At 49.6% G+C, this 13,770-nt stretch carries 15 protein-coding genes and 1 pseudogene; 9 read left to right on the top strand and 7 right to left on the bottom strand.

What is annotated here, in order from left to right; translation table 11 throughout:
- The first annotated feature begins 35 nt into the window (after positions 1-35).
- Positions 36-899 (top strand): RNA polymerase sigma factor RpoH, encoded by an 864-nt coding sequence (rpoH, locus tag C2M24_RS03285; protein WP_105199569.1) that lies wholly within the window; start codon positions 36-38, stop codon positions 897-899.
- A gap of 75 nt (positions 900-974) precedes the next feature.
- Here rpoH and ispB read toward each other — a convergent pair whose 3' ends face one another.
- A complete protein-coding gene (gene ispB, locus C2M24_RS03280) occupies positions 975-1,946 on the bottom strand; it encodes an octaprenyl diphosphate synthase (RefSeq protein ID WP_105199570.1) in 972 nt (323 codons plus the stop codon).
- Positions 1,947-2,289: 343 nt separating this feature from the next.
- On the opposite strand from ispB, the gene rplU reads away from it, so the two are divergent.
- From rplU to C2M24_RS03240, 8 genes and pseudogenes are all read left to right on the top strand, one after another.
- Entirely contained in the window at positions 2,290-2,601 is a 312-nt protein-coding gene (gene rplU, locus C2M24_RS03275) for a 50S ribosomal protein L21 (RefSeq protein WP_105199571.1), read from the top strand.
- Between the two features lie 17 nt (positions 2,602-2,618).
- A complete protein-coding gene (rpmA, locus tag C2M24_RS03270) occupies positions 2,619-2,876 on the top strand; it encodes a 50S ribosomal protein L27 (RefSeq protein ID WP_105199572.1) in 258 nt (85 codons plus the stop codon).
- Between the two features lie 163 nt (positions 2,877-3,039).
- Positions 3,040-4,212 carry an Obg family GTPase CgtA gene (cgtA, locus tag C2M24_RS03265; RefSeq protein WP_105199573.1) on the top strand — a complete coding sequence of 391 codons (1,173 nt, stop codon included), beginning with the start codon at positions 3,040-3,042 and terminating at the stop codon, positions 4,210-4,212.
- Between the two features lie 57 nt (positions 4,213-4,269).
- Positions 4,270-4,760 (top strand): annotated as a pseudogene (folA, locus tag C2M24_RS03260) (type 3 dihydrofolate reductase).
- Positions 4,761-4,863: 103 nt separating this feature from the next.
- Positions 4,864-5,211, top strand: a complete 348-nt coding sequence (locus C2M24_RS03255; RefSeq protein WP_105213503.1) for a DUF3718 domain-containing protein — start codon at positions 4,864-4,866, stop codon at positions 5,209-5,211.
- A gap of 154 nt (positions 5,212-5,365) precedes the next feature.
- Positions 5,366-5,995: a uracil phosphoribosyltransferase gene (gene upp, locus C2M24_RS03250; RefSeq protein ID WP_105213301.1), complete on the top strand. Its 630-nt coding sequence runs from the start codon at positions 5,366-5,368 to the stop codon at positions 5,993-5,995.
- Positions 5,995-7,245: a uracil-xanthine permease family protein gene (locus C2M24_RS03245; protein ID WP_105213300.1), complete on the top strand. Its 1,251-nt coding sequence runs from the start codon at positions 5,995-5,997 to the stop codon at positions 7,243-7,245. The genes upp and C2M24_RS03245 overlap by 1 nt, the downstream gene beginning before the upstream one ends.
- A 119-nt stretch (positions 7,246-7,364) precedes the next feature.
- Entirely contained in the window at positions 7,365-7,925 is a 561-nt protein-coding gene (locus C2M24_RS03240) for a phosphoribosyltransferase (protein ID WP_105213299.1), read from the top strand.
- Positions 7,926-8,043: 118 nt separating this feature from the next.
- On the opposite strand, the gene C2M24_RS03235 is transcribed toward C2M24_RS03240, so the two are convergent.
- The 6 genes from C2M24_RS03235 to pdxA form a co-directional block, all read right to left on the bottom strand.
- Positions 8,044-8,694, bottom strand: coding sequence for a Crp/Fnr family transcriptional regulator (locus C2M24_RS03235; RefSeq protein ID WP_105213298.1), 651 nt, complete (start codon positions 8,692-8,694; stop codon positions 8,044-8,046).
- Between the two features lie 337 nt (positions 8,695-9,031).
- On the bottom strand, positions 9,032-10,681 hold the full coding sequence (locus C2M24_RS03230; protein ID WP_105213297.1) for an amidohydrolase: 1,650 nt from the start codon (positions 10,679-10,681) through the stop codon (positions 9,032-9,034).
- A gap of 107 nt (positions 10,682-10,788) precedes the next feature.
- Positions 10,789-11,598 carry a symmetrical bis(5'-nucleosyl)-tetraphosphatase gene (locus tag C2M24_RS03225; protein WP_105213296.1) on the bottom strand — a complete coding sequence of 270 codons (810 nt, stop codon included), beginning with the start codon at positions 11,596-11,598 and terminating at the stop codon, positions 10,789-10,791.
- A gap of 3 nt (positions 11,599-11,601) precedes the next feature.
- Complete coding sequence (apaG, locus tag C2M24_RS03220) at positions 11,602-11,991, bottom strand: Co2+/Mg2+ efflux protein ApaG (protein ID WP_105199579.1); 390 nt, start codon at positions 11,989-11,991, stop codon at positions 11,602-11,604.
- Complete coding sequence (gene rsmA, locus C2M24_RS03215; protein WP_105199580.1) at positions 11,975-12,781, bottom strand: 16S rRNA (adenine(1518)-N(6)/adenine(1519)-N(6))-dimethyltransferase RsmA; 807 nt, start codon at positions 12,779-12,781, stop codon at positions 11,975-11,977. The genes apaG and rsmA overlap by 17 nt, the downstream gene beginning before the upstream one ends.
- Positions 12,778-13,770 (bottom strand): 4-hydroxythreonine-4-phosphate dehydrogenase PdxA, encoded by a 993-nt coding sequence (pdxA, locus tag C2M24_RS03210; protein ID WP_105213295.1) that lies wholly within the window; start codon positions 13,768-13,770, stop codon positions 12,778-12,780. Before pdxA ends, rsmA begins: the two co-directional genes overlap by 4 nt.

The raw sequence follows: 13,770 nt of genomic DNA, 5'->3' as shown, positions 1-13,770 counted from the left end.
AAATTTAGATGAAGATTTATCATCCGAGGTGAATAATGAGCACAAATTTAAATGCACTTGCATTACCGGTAAGCCAACAAAGCGCGAGCATCGAAGGATATTTGCAGGCTGTTAGCACCATTCCCATGCTCGAGGCCGAGGAAGAACGCCGTTTGGCAACCAGGCTTCAGGATGAGGGTGACCTAAGTGCTGCTAAGCAGTTGATCATGTCGCATCTGCGTTTTGTGGCTCATATTGCTAAAAGTTACAGTGGCTACGGTTTGCCGCAGGCGGATCTGATTCAAGAAGGCAATATTGGTCTGATGAAGGCGGTAAAACGCTTCGACCCAACGGTTGGCGTACGCTTGGTATCATTTGCTGTGCATTGGATTAAGGCCGAAATTCACGAATATGTATTAAAGAACTGGCGTATCGTTAAGGTGGCTACCACTAAAGCACAGCGCAAATTGTTCTTTAACCTGCGTAAGAATAAAAAACGTCTTGGTTGGTTCAACCAAGAAGAAGTGACCACTGTGGCTAATGAGCTGGGCGTGAGTGAAAAAGAAGTCCGTGAGATGGAGTCGCGTATGAGCGGCCAGGATATGGGCTTTGACTTGACCAACGATGAAGACGATAACAGCGTTGGCCAAACCTACTCGCCGGTTCAGTACCTGACCGACAACAGCTCAGATTTAGCCGAGTCGGTGGAGCAGGAGCAGTGGCAAGAGCAGTCACATACACGACTCTTCTCGGCGTTGAAAACTCTGGATGAGCGTTCACAAGATATAGTGTCGTCGCGTTGGTTAGCGGATGAAAAGGCGACTTTGCAAGAGCTGGCTGAAAAGTATCAGGTTTCTGCAGAGCGTGTTCGTCAGCTTGAGAAAAGCGCGATGAAGAAGCTACAAAATGCCATGGCATAATGTGCTCAACACAGTAACGGAAAAGGCCAGCAAATGCTGGCCTTTTTTGTGCGTTCTGTTCACCGCTATTTATATTTAGTGATCCCGTTTAACCGCGATATTAGCGAGTGCCACCAGGGCGTCTTTAAAGGCGCTGGCGGGTAAAAATTCGAGTGCGGCAATGGCCTTATCCGCTTCTTGCTGGGCGCGCTCCATGGTGAATTCCAGGGCCTGAGTTTGTGCCAGGGTGGCAAGAATGTCGTCAAGGTACTCCAGACCGTTGCCTTGCTCTATGGCGGTACGAATTTGCTCAACCTGAGCTGGCTCGGCTTTGGACATGGCATAGATAAGCGGGAGTGTCGGCTTACCTTCGGCAAGGTCGTCACCTATGTTTTTACCTAGAGTTTCGGCATCGGCGCTGTAATCCAGCACATCGTCTACTAATTGGAAAGCCGTGCCCAGGTGCATACCATACAGGCGCATGGCTTCTTCAACCTGAGAGTCTTGCTCTGTGATCACCGCGGCTAACTGAGTCGCAGCCTCGAACAGCTTGGCTGTTTTTGAGTAGATCACCTGCATATAGCTCTTTTCTGTGGTATCCGGATCGTTGCAGTTCATCAACTGCAGTACTTCCCCTTCGGCGATGACATTGGTGGCATCGGCGAGGATATCCATGATCCGCATTTGACCTAGGCCAACCATCAACTGGAATGAGCGGGTGTAGATAAAGTCGCCCACTAAGACGCTGGCGGCATTGCCAAACTCGGCATTGGCCGTCGGTTCGCCGCGGCGTAGCGCCGATTCGTCGACCACGTCGTCATGCAATAGGGTTGCGGTGTGAATAAACTCCACTATGGTTGCTAAGGTGATGTGTTTATCACCCTGATAGCCCAGTGCGCGTGCCGCCAACAAAGCCAGCATAGGTCTGACTCGCTTGCCACCGCTGTTGACTATATAGAGGCCAAGTTGATTGACCAGAGCAACATCTGATTGCATCTGCGCATATATTAACTGGTTGACGCTGTTCATATCGTCAGCGATAAGCGTCTGGATAGCCTTTATATCCATTTAACTCCGTGCCACATCGTTTGTCCGGGGAAATGCGCCGAGAATTGTACATTAATTTTAGCTTCAGCTCGACACTTTCCCCATAAAGGGAAGTTTTTCTTGGCCCAGTAGCAAAAAAATCAATAAAGGCAAATTAATTGCTTAAAAATTGCCTAATACGCTTGGCAAGCGAGTAAAAAAAGATAGAATAGGGAAAATTTTTTTCATGTCCTCATCGGCGCCATTTTTTCAAATAATTTATTGAAAAAGACGCTTGTCAAGAAGGGTGTTTTAGCGTAGACTTCGCGCCCTATTGAAGAATATTTAGTTGCGTCGATTTGAGGGCGCACAGACGGAGTTAATTATGTACGCGGTTTTCCAAAGTGGTGGTAAACAGCACCGTGTGACTGAAGGTCAAACGATTCGTCTAGAGAAGCTAGACGTTGAAACTGGTGCAGCAGTTGAATTTGACACAGTACTTTTAGTTGCTAATGGTGAGAAAATCGAGATCGGTACCCCGTTCGTAAACGGTGGTAAAGTTACAGCTGAGGTTGTTTCTCACGGTCGTGGCGAGAAAGTGAAGATTGTTAAATTTAGACGTCGTAAGCATTCTCGTAAGCAGATGGGCCACCGTCAGTGGTTCACTGAAGTTAAAATCACTGGCATTAGCGCTTAATTTAGAGGTACAGAAAGATGGCACATAAGAAGGCAGCTGGTAGTACTCGTAACGGTCGTGATTCAGAAAGCAAACGCCTAGGTGTTAAGCGTTTCGGTGGTGAATCTGTACTAGCGGGTAACATCATTGTTCGTCAACGTGGTACTAAGTTCCACGCTGGTTCAAACGTAGGCATGGGTAAAGACCACACTCTATTTGCAACTGCAAATGGTAAAGTTCAGTTTGAACAAAAAGGTCCACTAGGCCGTAAATACGTGAGCATCGTAGCTGAATAATCAGCTTACAGACTTACTGAAAAACCCCGCTCTTGCGGGGTTTTTTGTTTTCAATTGCAAATAAGGCCAGGTTCTCTTATCTAAGCCTATTGTTAATGAGCATTAATCAAAAGCAATTGATATAATAGAAACATTCAATCGCAGATCCGCTAAGTGAAAAATCATGAAATTTGTTGATGAAGTCGAAATCCGCGCAGAAGCTGGCGACGGCGGCAGTGGCGTAGTCTCCTTTCGCCGCGAAAAATACGTACCCGATGGCGGCCCGGATGGCGGCGATGGCGGTGACGGCGGCAGTGTCTACCTTGAGGCCGATGAGAACCTCAATACCCTGATCGACTACCAATTCGAGCGCTTCCATCGCGCCGAACGCGGTACCAATGGCCAAAGCCGTAACTGTACCGGTAAGAAGGGCACAGATCTTATCTTAAAGGTGCCAGTTGGTACCCGAGTAACCGACGTTGATACCGAAGAATCCCTGGGCGATCTAACCAAGCATGGGCAGAAGTTGATCGTTGCTAAGGGCGGTTTCCACGGCTTAGGTAATACCCGCTTTAAGTCCAGTACCAACCGTGCGCCTCGTCAGAAGACCTTAGGCACACCGGGAGAGGTGCGTAACCTTAAGCTGGAGCTTATGCTGCTTGCCGATGTGGGCTTGTTAGGCCTACCCAATGCCGGTAAGTCGACCTTTATTCGCAGCGTATCGGCGGCTAAACCTAAGGTTGCCGATTATCCGTTTACCACCTTGGTGCCAAACCTGGGTGTGGTGCGTCCGGCTTCGGGTCAATCATTTGTAATTGCCGATATCCCGGGTCTTATCGAAGGCGCATCCGATGGTGCCGGCTTGGGTATTCGCTTCTTAAAGCACCTAGAGCGTTGTCGTGTGTTGTTACATGTTATCGACGTGCTGCCGATCGATGGTTCTGATCCGGTTGATAATGCCTTTGCCATTATTAATGAACTGCATCAGTACAGCCCTAAACTGGCCGATAAACCACGTTGGTTGGTTTTCAATAAGATCGATCTGCTACCGGAAGATGAAGTTGAAGAAACTTGCGCCCGTATCGCCGAAGAGATGGGTGTTGAGCAGGATATCTATAAAATCAGTGCCGCGAGTAAACTGAATACGCAGGAGCTGTGTCAGGATATCATGCAGTTGCTTGAGTCTATGCCGAAAGATAAGTTCGAGCAGCAGCAACAAGAGACAGAAGAAGTCGAGTTTAAGTGGGACACTTATCACCGTCATGCAACCAAAAATAAAGTGAACGACAATGACGATGATGATTGGGACGATTGGGATGACGACGACTATGATGTCGAAGTTATCTACGAACGTTAATTGATTACCTAAAGGGCGCTTGCGCCCTTTTTTATGAGTGAAGTAAAGGAATCAGCAGTGAAAATCTCCATGATAGCGGCGATGGCCCATAATAGGGTGATAGGCAAAGACAATGACATGCCCTGCATTTACCCGCCGATTTAAAGCATTTTAAACAAGTGACTCTAGGCAAACCCGTGATTATGGGCCGCAAAACCCTGGAGTCCATCGGTCGAGCCCTGCCCGGACGCCGAAATATAGTGATCAGCCGCAATGGCGACTATCAATTTGCCGGCGCCGAAACGGCAACTTCGGTTGAACAGGCGCTAAGCCTGGTAGAAGGGGTTGAAGAGGTGATGATTATCGGCGGCGGTAATATCTACAGCCAATGTTTACCACTGTGCCATACCCTGTATTTAACCTTTATTGATTTGGATGTGGCCGGCGACACCTGCTTTCCGGACTATGAAGCTGTGGGCCCTTGGCGCTGTATCGCCCGCGAGCAACATGGTAAGGATGAGGCGAATCCACACGATTACGAGTTTGTCACACTGCGTAAAGCAGAGTGAGCCGTTTGCTAAAACAGGTCTCGATTGGTAAACTATTTGTCTTATTTGTGATAGAAAAGTGTTAATAATGCAGCAAATTAAACTTTTATCTGGGGCTATCGCAATGGTTATATTGGCCACTCCGTTATTCTATAGTGCGCCCGTTAGTGCCAACGATAGTCTCGCCGTGAGCATCTGTGAATACATAGCCGCCAATGATAAACATCGCCTGCGTAAAACCTTGCTCAGTGCGCGTGTTAAGCTGCGCGATATCAGTGAACGCGTGCAATGTGGCGGCAATAACCTGGTGCGTCATGCGGTGGCCAGTCAGGCAGTAGATACGGGTGAATACATTATCAAGAGCTTGCCTAAAAGCGTACTTGAAGATGGTGCCGATCTTAACTGGGCAACAAGCAATGGCTATGGTGACTCGCCACTTATCGCCGTGCTAAAAGAACACGCAGGTCTATAACACCCATTGCCTTCGTGTTAGTGATGTAAAAATCGCTAAAAAGCTCAAAAACCACGATTATTATCGTGGTTTTTTTGTTTTTGATTTTAAATCTAATTCAGTTCAGGCCCTATACTGGTTAAAATAGCGCAAATTTTTCCAACTAGGTCTTTCTATGGCAATTCACGTAATTGATCACCCTTTAGTACAACACAAACTTGGTTTAATGCGTCAGCAAGGCATCAGCACCAAGAGCTTTCGCGAGCTGGCTTCGGAAGTAGGTACGCTACTTACCTATGAAGCAACGAAAGCACTTGAGCTGGCGGATACCACAATCACAGGTTGGCAGGGAAATGAGCTAACCGTAAAAAGTATTAAAGGGAAGAAGATTACCGTAGTGCCAATTTTACGTGCCGGCCTAGGGATGCTTGACGGTGTTATGCACTTGATCCCGGGCGCCAAGGTCAGCGTTGTTGGCCTTGAGCGTAACGAAGAAACGCTGGAGCCAGTTCCTTACTTTGAAAAGCTGGTAGGTAATATTGATGAGCGTTTAAGCCTGGTTATCGATCCTATGCTGGCCACCGGTGGTTCTATGATAGCGACCCTGGATATGCTAAAAAAAGCAGGTTGTACCCAGATCAAGGTGATCGTATTGGTGGCCGCGCCGGAAGGCATAGACAAAACCTTGGCAGCGCATCCAGATGTGGATATTTACACCGCGTCACTGGATAGCCACCTAAATGAAAAAGGATACATAGTGCCAGGATTGGGCGATGCCGGCGATAAGATCTTCGGTACCGTTTAATGAGTGCATTTCTATCTCCTAAAACTATACTCACCGGCGCGCAAATGCTGTTTGTCGCCTTTGGAGCCCTGGTTTTAGTGCCCTTGTTAACAGGGCTGGATGCCAATGTTGCGCTCTTTACCGCTGGCCTTGGCACCTTGGCATTTCAATGGATCACCCGTGGCCAGGTGCCTGTGTTCCTGGCTTCATCCTTTGCTTTTATCGCTCCTATTATTGCCTGTAATCAGCTCTATGGCAGTGCGGCTACCATGGGCGCGCTGATGGCCGCCGGTGGCGCTTATATGCTGTTGGCCTTGATGGTGCGCTTAAAAGGCACGGATATGCTGCATAAGGTGTTGCCGCCTGTGGTGGTGGGCCCTGTGATCATGGTGATAGGTCTGGCCTTGGCGCCGGTGGCGGTAAATATGGCCATGGGTAAAAGCGGCGATGGCACGGCACAGCTGGTTGCCTACCATGATGCGGTGTGGATCTCCATGTCGGCGCTCGTTGCTACCTTGGTCGTTTCCGTATTCGGCGGTGGTATTTGGCGTTTGGTGCCTATTTTGGCTGGGGTTTTGACCGGGTATCTGTGTGCCCTGGCATTTGGCGTGGTCGACTTTAGCGCGGTACAACAAGCCAGCTGGCTTGCAGCACCTGCGTTTAGTGCACCGGAATTCAAGTGGCAGGCTATTGCTTTTATGATCCCGGTCGCCGTGGCGCCGGCCATTGAGCATATTGGGGACATGATGGCGATCAGCAATGTCACCGGTAAGGACTTTTTGAAAAAGCCTGGTTTACATCGCACCTTAATGGGTGATGGCGTAGCCACCACCTTGGCAGCCAGTGTTGGTGGACCACCGAATACCACTTATTCGGAAGTGACAGGTGCTGTGATGCTGACGAAAAACTTTAATCCAAGGGTGATGACCTGGACCGCCATAATCGCCGTGGTATTGGCTTTTATCGGCAAGATGGGCGCCGGTTTACAGACCATTCCCGTGCCCGTAATGGGCGGCATTATGATCTTGCTGTTCGGCTCCATTGCCGTGGTAGGTTTAAAAACCCTGATGAAGGCGGATTTGGATGTGAGCGCACCGCGCAACCTGGTGATCATCGCCTTGATCTTGGTGTTTGGTATCGGCGGCATGCAGATCGGCGGCAACGAATTTGCCCTGCAAGGGGTAAGCCTCTGTGCCATCTTTGGCATAGTGCTTAATCTGTTGTTACCCGAGCATCAGCCAGATACGGAACAAAATGAAGGCCAAGGGTAATCCCCTAGAGCATTTGTTCCATAAATACGTTAGAATCTGCCGCCTTTAGTCTTTCAAGATCATGGCGGCAGAGTGCAATATGCTGGCACTATCGCCATTTAATTATTAGGGGCACTCCTATGTCAGATAAGCGTTATATTACCGCGCAACAGTTGCTGGAAGATTCGTTCCGCGTTGCAGCACAAGTCTATGAAGATGGCTTTCGACCCGATTTCATCATTGGTATTTGGCGTGGCGGCGCACCTATAGGTATCGCCGTGCAAGAGTACTATGACTACAAGGGCATAGACACAGATCATATCTCAGTACGTACTTCGTCATACTATGGTATCGGCAAGCAGTCGAAAGAGATCAAGGTACACGGTTTGCATTACATTATCGAAAATGCCAATGCCGATAACTCCTTGTTGATCGTAGATGATGTATTCGACTCGGGCCGCAGCATCTATGCGCTAAAAGAAAAGCTGGCTGAACTCATGCGTTTAAACCTGCCTCAAGATATTCGCGTTGCTTGTCCATATTACAAGCCGAAGAATACCAAGGTGCCGATGAAGCCGGATTATTACATCCATGACTCGGACGAGTGGTTGGTGTTCCCGCACGAGTTGTCGGGATTGACGCCAGAAGAGTTGCAAGAAGGTAAATCAGACCTTGCCAACATTAAAGACCTGTTTGTGTAATAGACAGTGAAATAAAAAGCAGCCTAGGCTGCTTTTTTTATGCTTATACCAATTCTGTTAAGTATGTGAGCATGATATTTAGCCCGCTAGAATGATTAGCTATTTAAGTGAATTGGTATTAGATAAAGCTATCGACAAAGGCCGAGAGAGCCGGAATATCGATGGCCTGTAAGCCTTCCTTTGAACGTACTATCAGGCCCTTATCGACCAGCTCGGTTACCACCCGGCGATAGGCACGCTCTGTGGTGGCGAAACGCTCCGCCTCGGCGCTCACCGTCGGGTAGGCACGCAGCAGGGTGGGATTGGTATTCTGAGCCCGCATCAGGCAATCCTTGGCGATATTATAACTTAGGGGCAGCAACAGCTTATCCAGGTTAACCTTTTGGTTTTCCTGAAATTTGGCGGCAATGGTTTGCGCCGTATAGAGGCTGAGTTGCGGGTTGGCCAAAAGCACCTGGCGCCAGTGCTTTAGTTCAATCAGGTTGTAACTGACATCGCTAAAGCAGGTAACGGTATAAATGCAGGGCTGGTTATTCAAGGCTTCGATTTCGCCGATCAAGGTGTTGTTACAATCAAGCTGGCCAAGCAACAAGCGGTGGCCATTGCCCACATCATAACTAAAAGACACAGTACCACTGCGCACCAAGACTAGCTTTTGTAGCGGTTGGTCCTGATGCAGTAAGACTTCTTTTTTCTCCTGCTGGTAATAAGTACCGGCATAATTTAGAAGTTGCTCAACGAGATCCGTCGAAAAATGATACTGAAACATTCTTAAAGCCTGCTGGGACAATTGTCCTTTTTGTTACAACCGTATGACGCTAGCATTAAGGTCTAGCTACTTTTATGTCAATTTGCACATTTAAATCGGGTTGTTCCTTAGCATAACGGTTCCCGTGTTAACTGTCGGTTTATTACCCGTGTGCAAATTGACCTTTTTATCCTCTGTAATCGCCCTGTGGTGCATGCGAATCCTTGCTCTCACAGCGATTTCTAATGCTAACGTAAAGCGAAGAAGAGGACAAATGGCGTGAGAATATTTAGGCTAATTTGCCTCTAGGCTAGTTGTCACTTCTTCCACTATCAGCGATGTTTAAAGCACTGTTGCTTTAATCTTGTCGGCTGTATCGCTGTTCACCGCCAAGCCAGGTTTCTAATACCTGAGTCTGCCAAATGTCCTGCACCGGGGCGGTCATAATATCTGTGTCGATCAGTATAAAGTCGGCCCATTTACCTTTTTCTAAACTACCCAGTTTAAATTCCTGTTGGGCACTATAGGCTGCATCCAAGGTAAAAGCGCGCAGTGCCTGCTCTCGGGTTAATAGTTCCTGTGGGCGCCAGCCTTCTTGCGGTTGGCCGTTATGATCCTGGCGGGTAATAGCGCTGTACAGACCATGGAAGGGGTTTGCCAGCTCCACCGGGAAATCCGAACCAGCGGCGACCTTAGAGCCCTGGGCTAAAAACGTTTGCCAGGCATAGGCGCCACTTAGTTGCTGCTCGTTTAGGCGCAATTCGGCCATATGCATATCCGAGGTGGCATGTACTGGCTGCATGGAGGGAATGATTGCCAGGTCCTTAAAGCGAGGGATGTCGCTTGGCGCAACGATTTGCGCATGCTCGATGCGATTGCGTAGTAATTTGCCGCCAGTGCTTTTAAACACGTTTTCATAGGCATTGAGCACCTCGCGGTTGGCGCGATCGCCTATGGCATGGGTGTGCGCCGCAAAACCATGGGTAAAACAGGTTTTAAAGATTTCTTCTAACTGCGCCTGGCTTTCCAGCATCAGGCCGTGATGCCCCTTGCGATCCGCATATTCATCAAGCAGGGCAGCACCGCGGGAGCCTAAAGCGCCATCGGCGTAGACCTTAACACTGCGAATGGAGAGCATGTCGTTGGCATCGTCGATTTTACCAGCCTTAAGCATGCTTAACAGCTGAGGGTCGGCGGCACTGAGCATGGCATAGATGCGCAGCGGCAGGTTCTTTTGTTCGGCGCGCTGGTGATAAAGCTGCCAGGTGTCTTTGCTTATGCCGGCGTCATGGGTGCTGGTAATACCCAGGCTGAGTAAATGAGCACCAGCCTTATCCAGGGCGGTGGAGAGAGCCTGGAAATCGGCCTTGGGAATATGGGCATTGATCAGGTTTTCCGCCTTATCAATAAACACCCCGGTTGCTTGTCCCTGGCTGTTACGTATGATTTCGCCGCCTTCCGGATTTTGCTCCGAGCCCTTAAAGCCCGCAAGCTCCATGGCCTTGGTATTAACCCAGATGGCATGACCGTCGATGCGCGTCAGTACCACAGGGCGGTCGCTGACATATTTATCCAAGTCTGCCGCCGTGGCAAAGCGTTTTGTTGGCCAGTTCTCCTGGTTCCAGCCACGGCCGATAATCCATTCTTGCTTTGATTGCGCCGCAAAGGCTTTTAGCTTCTCACCAATGTGTTCCACCGACTGGGTATCGCGTAAATCCAAGCGCATCAGGTTTTGGCCTAGGCCAATAACATGGCCATGGGCATCGATTAACCCAGGCAGCAGCACCTTGCCTTGGGCGTCTATGCGCTTGGCATCGGGATAGCTTTTGGCGAGCTGCTGATCGCCGCGATTAAGTACACGACCATCTTTAATTACCAGGGTACTAAAACGGGTGAGCTCACCATCCTGAGTTGGGGTATAACCCTTGGCGTTGTACAGCACTGTAGTGCTGGCCAGAGTACTTAGGGGCGCCAGCGTCATCATTAACGCAATAAGCTTGTTTTTCATGGATATTTTCCTCCTTGGCAGAGAAATGACTGTAGCAAATAAATATCCAATGCGACAACAAAGGCGATGTGTGGAAAAAAGTAGCACAGAGCCTGACAGGCTGTGTTTCAAAGGTGGGCGGGGATAGATACTTTGTTTTTAGTTTTCAGATTCATAGCCGTCATGCTGCCACCCCAGACACAGCCAGTGTCCAAGGCGTGAATATGGTCTATACCGGTATGGCCTTCGAGCGCCGCCCAGTGACCAAAGACAATATCAAAGTCCTCCTGGCCGCGATTAGGGTGGTTAAACCAAGGAATAAGCGAGCCATTTTGATTCGGTGCACCCTTGTCGCTGAGATTCAGCGCGCCTTGCTTGTCAACGAAACGCATGCGGGTAAAGGCATTGATGGTGTAGATAAACTTCTCCACCTTGCTTTGTGCCTCATGCCATTGGCTTGGTGCATTTTGATACATGCGCGCAAAATAGTAGGCGGCGTCTTCACCTTGGTAGCATTGCTCGGCAACACGGGCTTGTTGCAACGCTTGGCCCAGCGACCACTGCGGCGACAGGCCAGCATGGCTTATCAGCATACGGCGCTTTTCCAGCCAGATGGCCAAAGGTTGGCGCTGTAAGAAGGCAAGCAGCTGAGGACAATCCGGTGCCGTTAACAGGGCTGTAAGCTTATCCTTTGGGTTGGCTTCGTTTCCCAAGGCTAGGGTGGCAAGCAGGTGCAGGTCGTGATTACCCAAGGTAATGCTAACGGCATGCTCCATAGTGTGCAGGCGTCGCAGACAGGCGAGGGAGTCCGGGCCTCGAGCGACTATATCGCCAACGCAATAGAGGTGATCTTTACTGGGGTTGAAGTCGATGCGCTTAAGCAGCGCATCTAATTCCTGATAGCAACCCTGGATGTCGCCAACTGCATACTGAGCCATGGCTTAGTGCAGAATATTCGGGCAACTAAGACGGAACACATCGATAGGCGCCTGGAATTCGTTGCCGAACTCACTGCGCATCACATAATAGCCCTGCATGGTGCCTACCGGCGTGTCTAATACGGCGCCGCTGGTGTAGCTATAGCTTTCGCCCGGACCTATGGTCGGTTGCTCGCCGACTACGCCATCGCCTTCGACCTCAACTTCCTTGCCATTGGCATCGGTGATCAGCCAGTAGCGACTAAGCAGCTGGGCGCTGCTCAGGCTGTGGTTTTTGATGGTGATATTGTAGGCAAACACATATTTGTCATGCTCAGGCTCGGATTGACCCTCGACATAGAAGGTCTCCACCATGACTTTAATGGCCGACTCTGAGTTACTGCTGGTTGTCATATAGCCAATTCGCGATATCGATAAACTGCTGTAGCGTTAAACTTTCCGCGCGCACAGTCGGGTCTACGCCCAAGGCTTCTAGCTGCTCGGCATCAAGCAGGTTAGCCAGGCTGTTGCGTAAGGTTTTACGACGCTGATTAAAGGCTTCCAAACACACGGTATTAAGCAACTTAGTGCTTTTTGCAGTGCGTTGTTCTGGATTTTTTGGCACCAGTCTTACTACCGCAGAGTCAACTTTAGGAGCTGGCTTGAAGCAGGTTGGTGGCACCTCAATCACTGGAATCGCATGGCAGTAGTATTGAGTCATCACACTTAAGCGACCAAATGCTTTGCTGCCCGGTGATGCAACCATGCGGTTAACTACTTCTTTTTGCAGCATAAAGTGCATGTGTTCAACGTCATCCACGTATTCAAATAAGTGGAATAACAAAGGGGTAGATACATTGTATGGCAGGTTGCCGAAAATCTTGAGCTTCTTGTCACCTTTAAGCAAGCTCGAAAAATCGAACTTCATTGCATCACCCTGATGCACTGTCAATTTCGGTGCCATAAAGGGGTGATGAATAAGGCGCTCGGCCAGGTCTTTATCAAGTTCAACTACCGTAAGGTGGTCGGTCAGCTCGGTGACCGGCTCGGTGATCGCGCCCAGACCAGGGCCTATCTCCACCAGATTATCGCCCACACGAGGGTCGATAGCGGTTACGATTTTATCAATAATGGTGTCATCATTGAGGAAGTTTTGCCCGAAGCGTTTTCTCGCTCGGTGCCCTAAGTGTACTTTATCTGTCATTGTCTCTGCGCTTTTTTGCTCGCCAGTTTTATTGCTTCGCTCAAGGCGACGCGGAAACTGCCGGCATCTGCTTGGCCGCTGGCCGCCAGATCAAGGGCTGTACCATGATCGACGGAGGTCCGAATAAAGGGAAGGCCAAGGGTGATATTTACTGAATTTCCAAAACCCTTATATTTTAACACAGGTAGCCCCTGATCGTGATACATAGCCAGTACTGCATCCGCTTCATTGAGATATTTATCCTGAAACAGGGTATCTGCGGGCAGTGGGCCAATCAGGTGCATGCCTTGGTTATTAAGGGCTTCAAGGGTAGGGGTCATGACCTCGATTTCTTCGCGCCCCAAATGTCCGCCTTCACCGGCGTGCGGGTTTAAACCACAAACTAAAATACGCGGCTGTTCGATGGCGAACTTGGTGCGCAAATCGTGATCTAAAATGCCAATGACCTTGGCCAGACGCTCGGGGGTAATGGCTTTGGACACATAGGCCAGGGGAATATGTGTGGTCACTAAGGCCACGCGCAGTCCTTCGGTGGCCAGCATCATCACCACATCCGGGGTGTTTGATTGCTGGGCGAAGTATTCGGTATGACCGCTAAAGGAAATGCCTGCCTTATTGATAATGCCCTTATGCACCGGGCCTGTGACCACGGCGTCGAAGGTGCCATCCATATTTTTTTCACAGGCAATGCGCAGGGTGTCGAGCACATACTCGCCATTTTGCTCATCCAACTGACCAGGGATGGCTTCCACCGGTAAGTCCACCTGATGATAAAACAGAGTGCCGGCGGCGGTTGGCTGCGCCTGTGCCTGTTCGTCAAAGGGGAACAGGGTCAGCGGCAGGCCCAGGGTAGCGGCCCGCTGTTGTAGCAATTGCGCATCGGCAATGGCAACCAATTGCGCGTCCCACTCCTGTTGCACTAAGGCAATCAGTAAGTCAGGACCCACGCCGGCCGGTTCACCTGGGGTGATAGCGATACGCAACGTCAT

Origin of the sequence: Pseudoalteromonas sp. T1lg22, assembly GCF_002964645.1 — a bacterium.
GTDB lineage: Bacteria > Pseudomonadota > Gammaproteobacteria > Enterobacterales > Alteromonadaceae > Pseudoalteromonas.
This window is presented reverse-complemented; position numbering and strand designations above follow the sequence as displayed.

What these genes read in the sequence shown, in the direction of transcription:
- rpoH (WP_105199569.1), top strand. Translation starts at nt 36, where the DNA reads ATGAGCACAAATTTAAATGCACTTGCATTACCGGTAAGCCAACAAAGC.
- ispB (WP_105199570.1), bottom strand. Translation starts at nt 1,946, where the DNA reads ATGGATATAAAGGCTATCCAGACGCTTATCGCTGACGATATGAACAGC.
- rplU (WP_105199571.1), top strand. Translation starts at nt 2,290, where the DNA reads ATGTACGCGGTTTTCCAAAGTGGTGGTAAACAGCACCGTGTGACTGAA.
- rpmA (WP_105199572.1), top strand. Translation starts at nt 2,619, where the DNA reads ATGGCACATAAGAAGGCAGCTGGTAGTACTCGTAACGGTCGTGATTCA.
- cgtA (WP_105199573.1), top strand. Translation starts at nt 3,040, where the DNA reads ATGAAATTTGTTGATGAAGTCGAAATCCGCGCAGAAGCTGGCGACGGC.
- C2M24_RS03255 (WP_105213503.1), top strand. Translation starts at nt 4,864, where the DNA reads ATGGTTATATTGGCCACTCCGTTATTCTATAGTGCGCCCGTTAGTGCC.
- upp (WP_105213301.1), top strand. Translation starts at nt 5,366, where the DNA reads ATGGCAATTCACGTAATTGATCACCCTTTAGTACAACACAAACTTGGT.
- C2M24_RS03245 (WP_105213300.1), top strand. Translation starts at nt 5,995, where the DNA reads ATGAGTGCATTTCTATCTCCTAAAACTATACTCACCGGCGCGCAAATG.
- C2M24_RS03240 (WP_105213299.1), top strand. Translation starts at nt 7,365, where the DNA reads ATGTCAGATAAGCGTTATATTACCGCGCAACAGTTGCTGGAAGATTCG.
- C2M24_RS03235 (WP_105213298.1), bottom strand. Translation starts at nt 8,694, where the DNA reads ATGTTTCAGTATCATTTTTCGACGGATCTCGTTGAGCAACTTCTAAAT.
- C2M24_RS03230 (WP_105213297.1), bottom strand. Translation starts at nt 10,681, where the DNA reads ATGAAAAACAAGCTTATTGCGTTAATGATGACGCTGGCGCCCCTAAGT.
- C2M24_RS03225 (WP_105213296.1), bottom strand. Translation starts at nt 11,598, where the DNA reads ATGGCTCAGTATGCAGTTGGCGACATCCAGGGTTGCTATCAGGAATTA.
- apaG (WP_105199579.1), bottom strand. Translation starts at nt 11,991, where the DNA reads ATGACAACCAGCAGTAACTCAGAGTCGGCCATTAAAGTCATGGTGGAG.
- rsmA (WP_105199580.1), bottom strand. Translation starts at nt 12,781, where the DNA reads ATGACAGATAAAGTACACTTAGGGCACCGAGCGAGAAAACGCTTCGGG.
- pdxA (WP_105213295.1), bottom strand. Translation starts at nt 13,770, where the DNA reads ATGACGTTGCGTATCGCTATCACCCCAGGTGAACCGGCCGGCGTGGGT.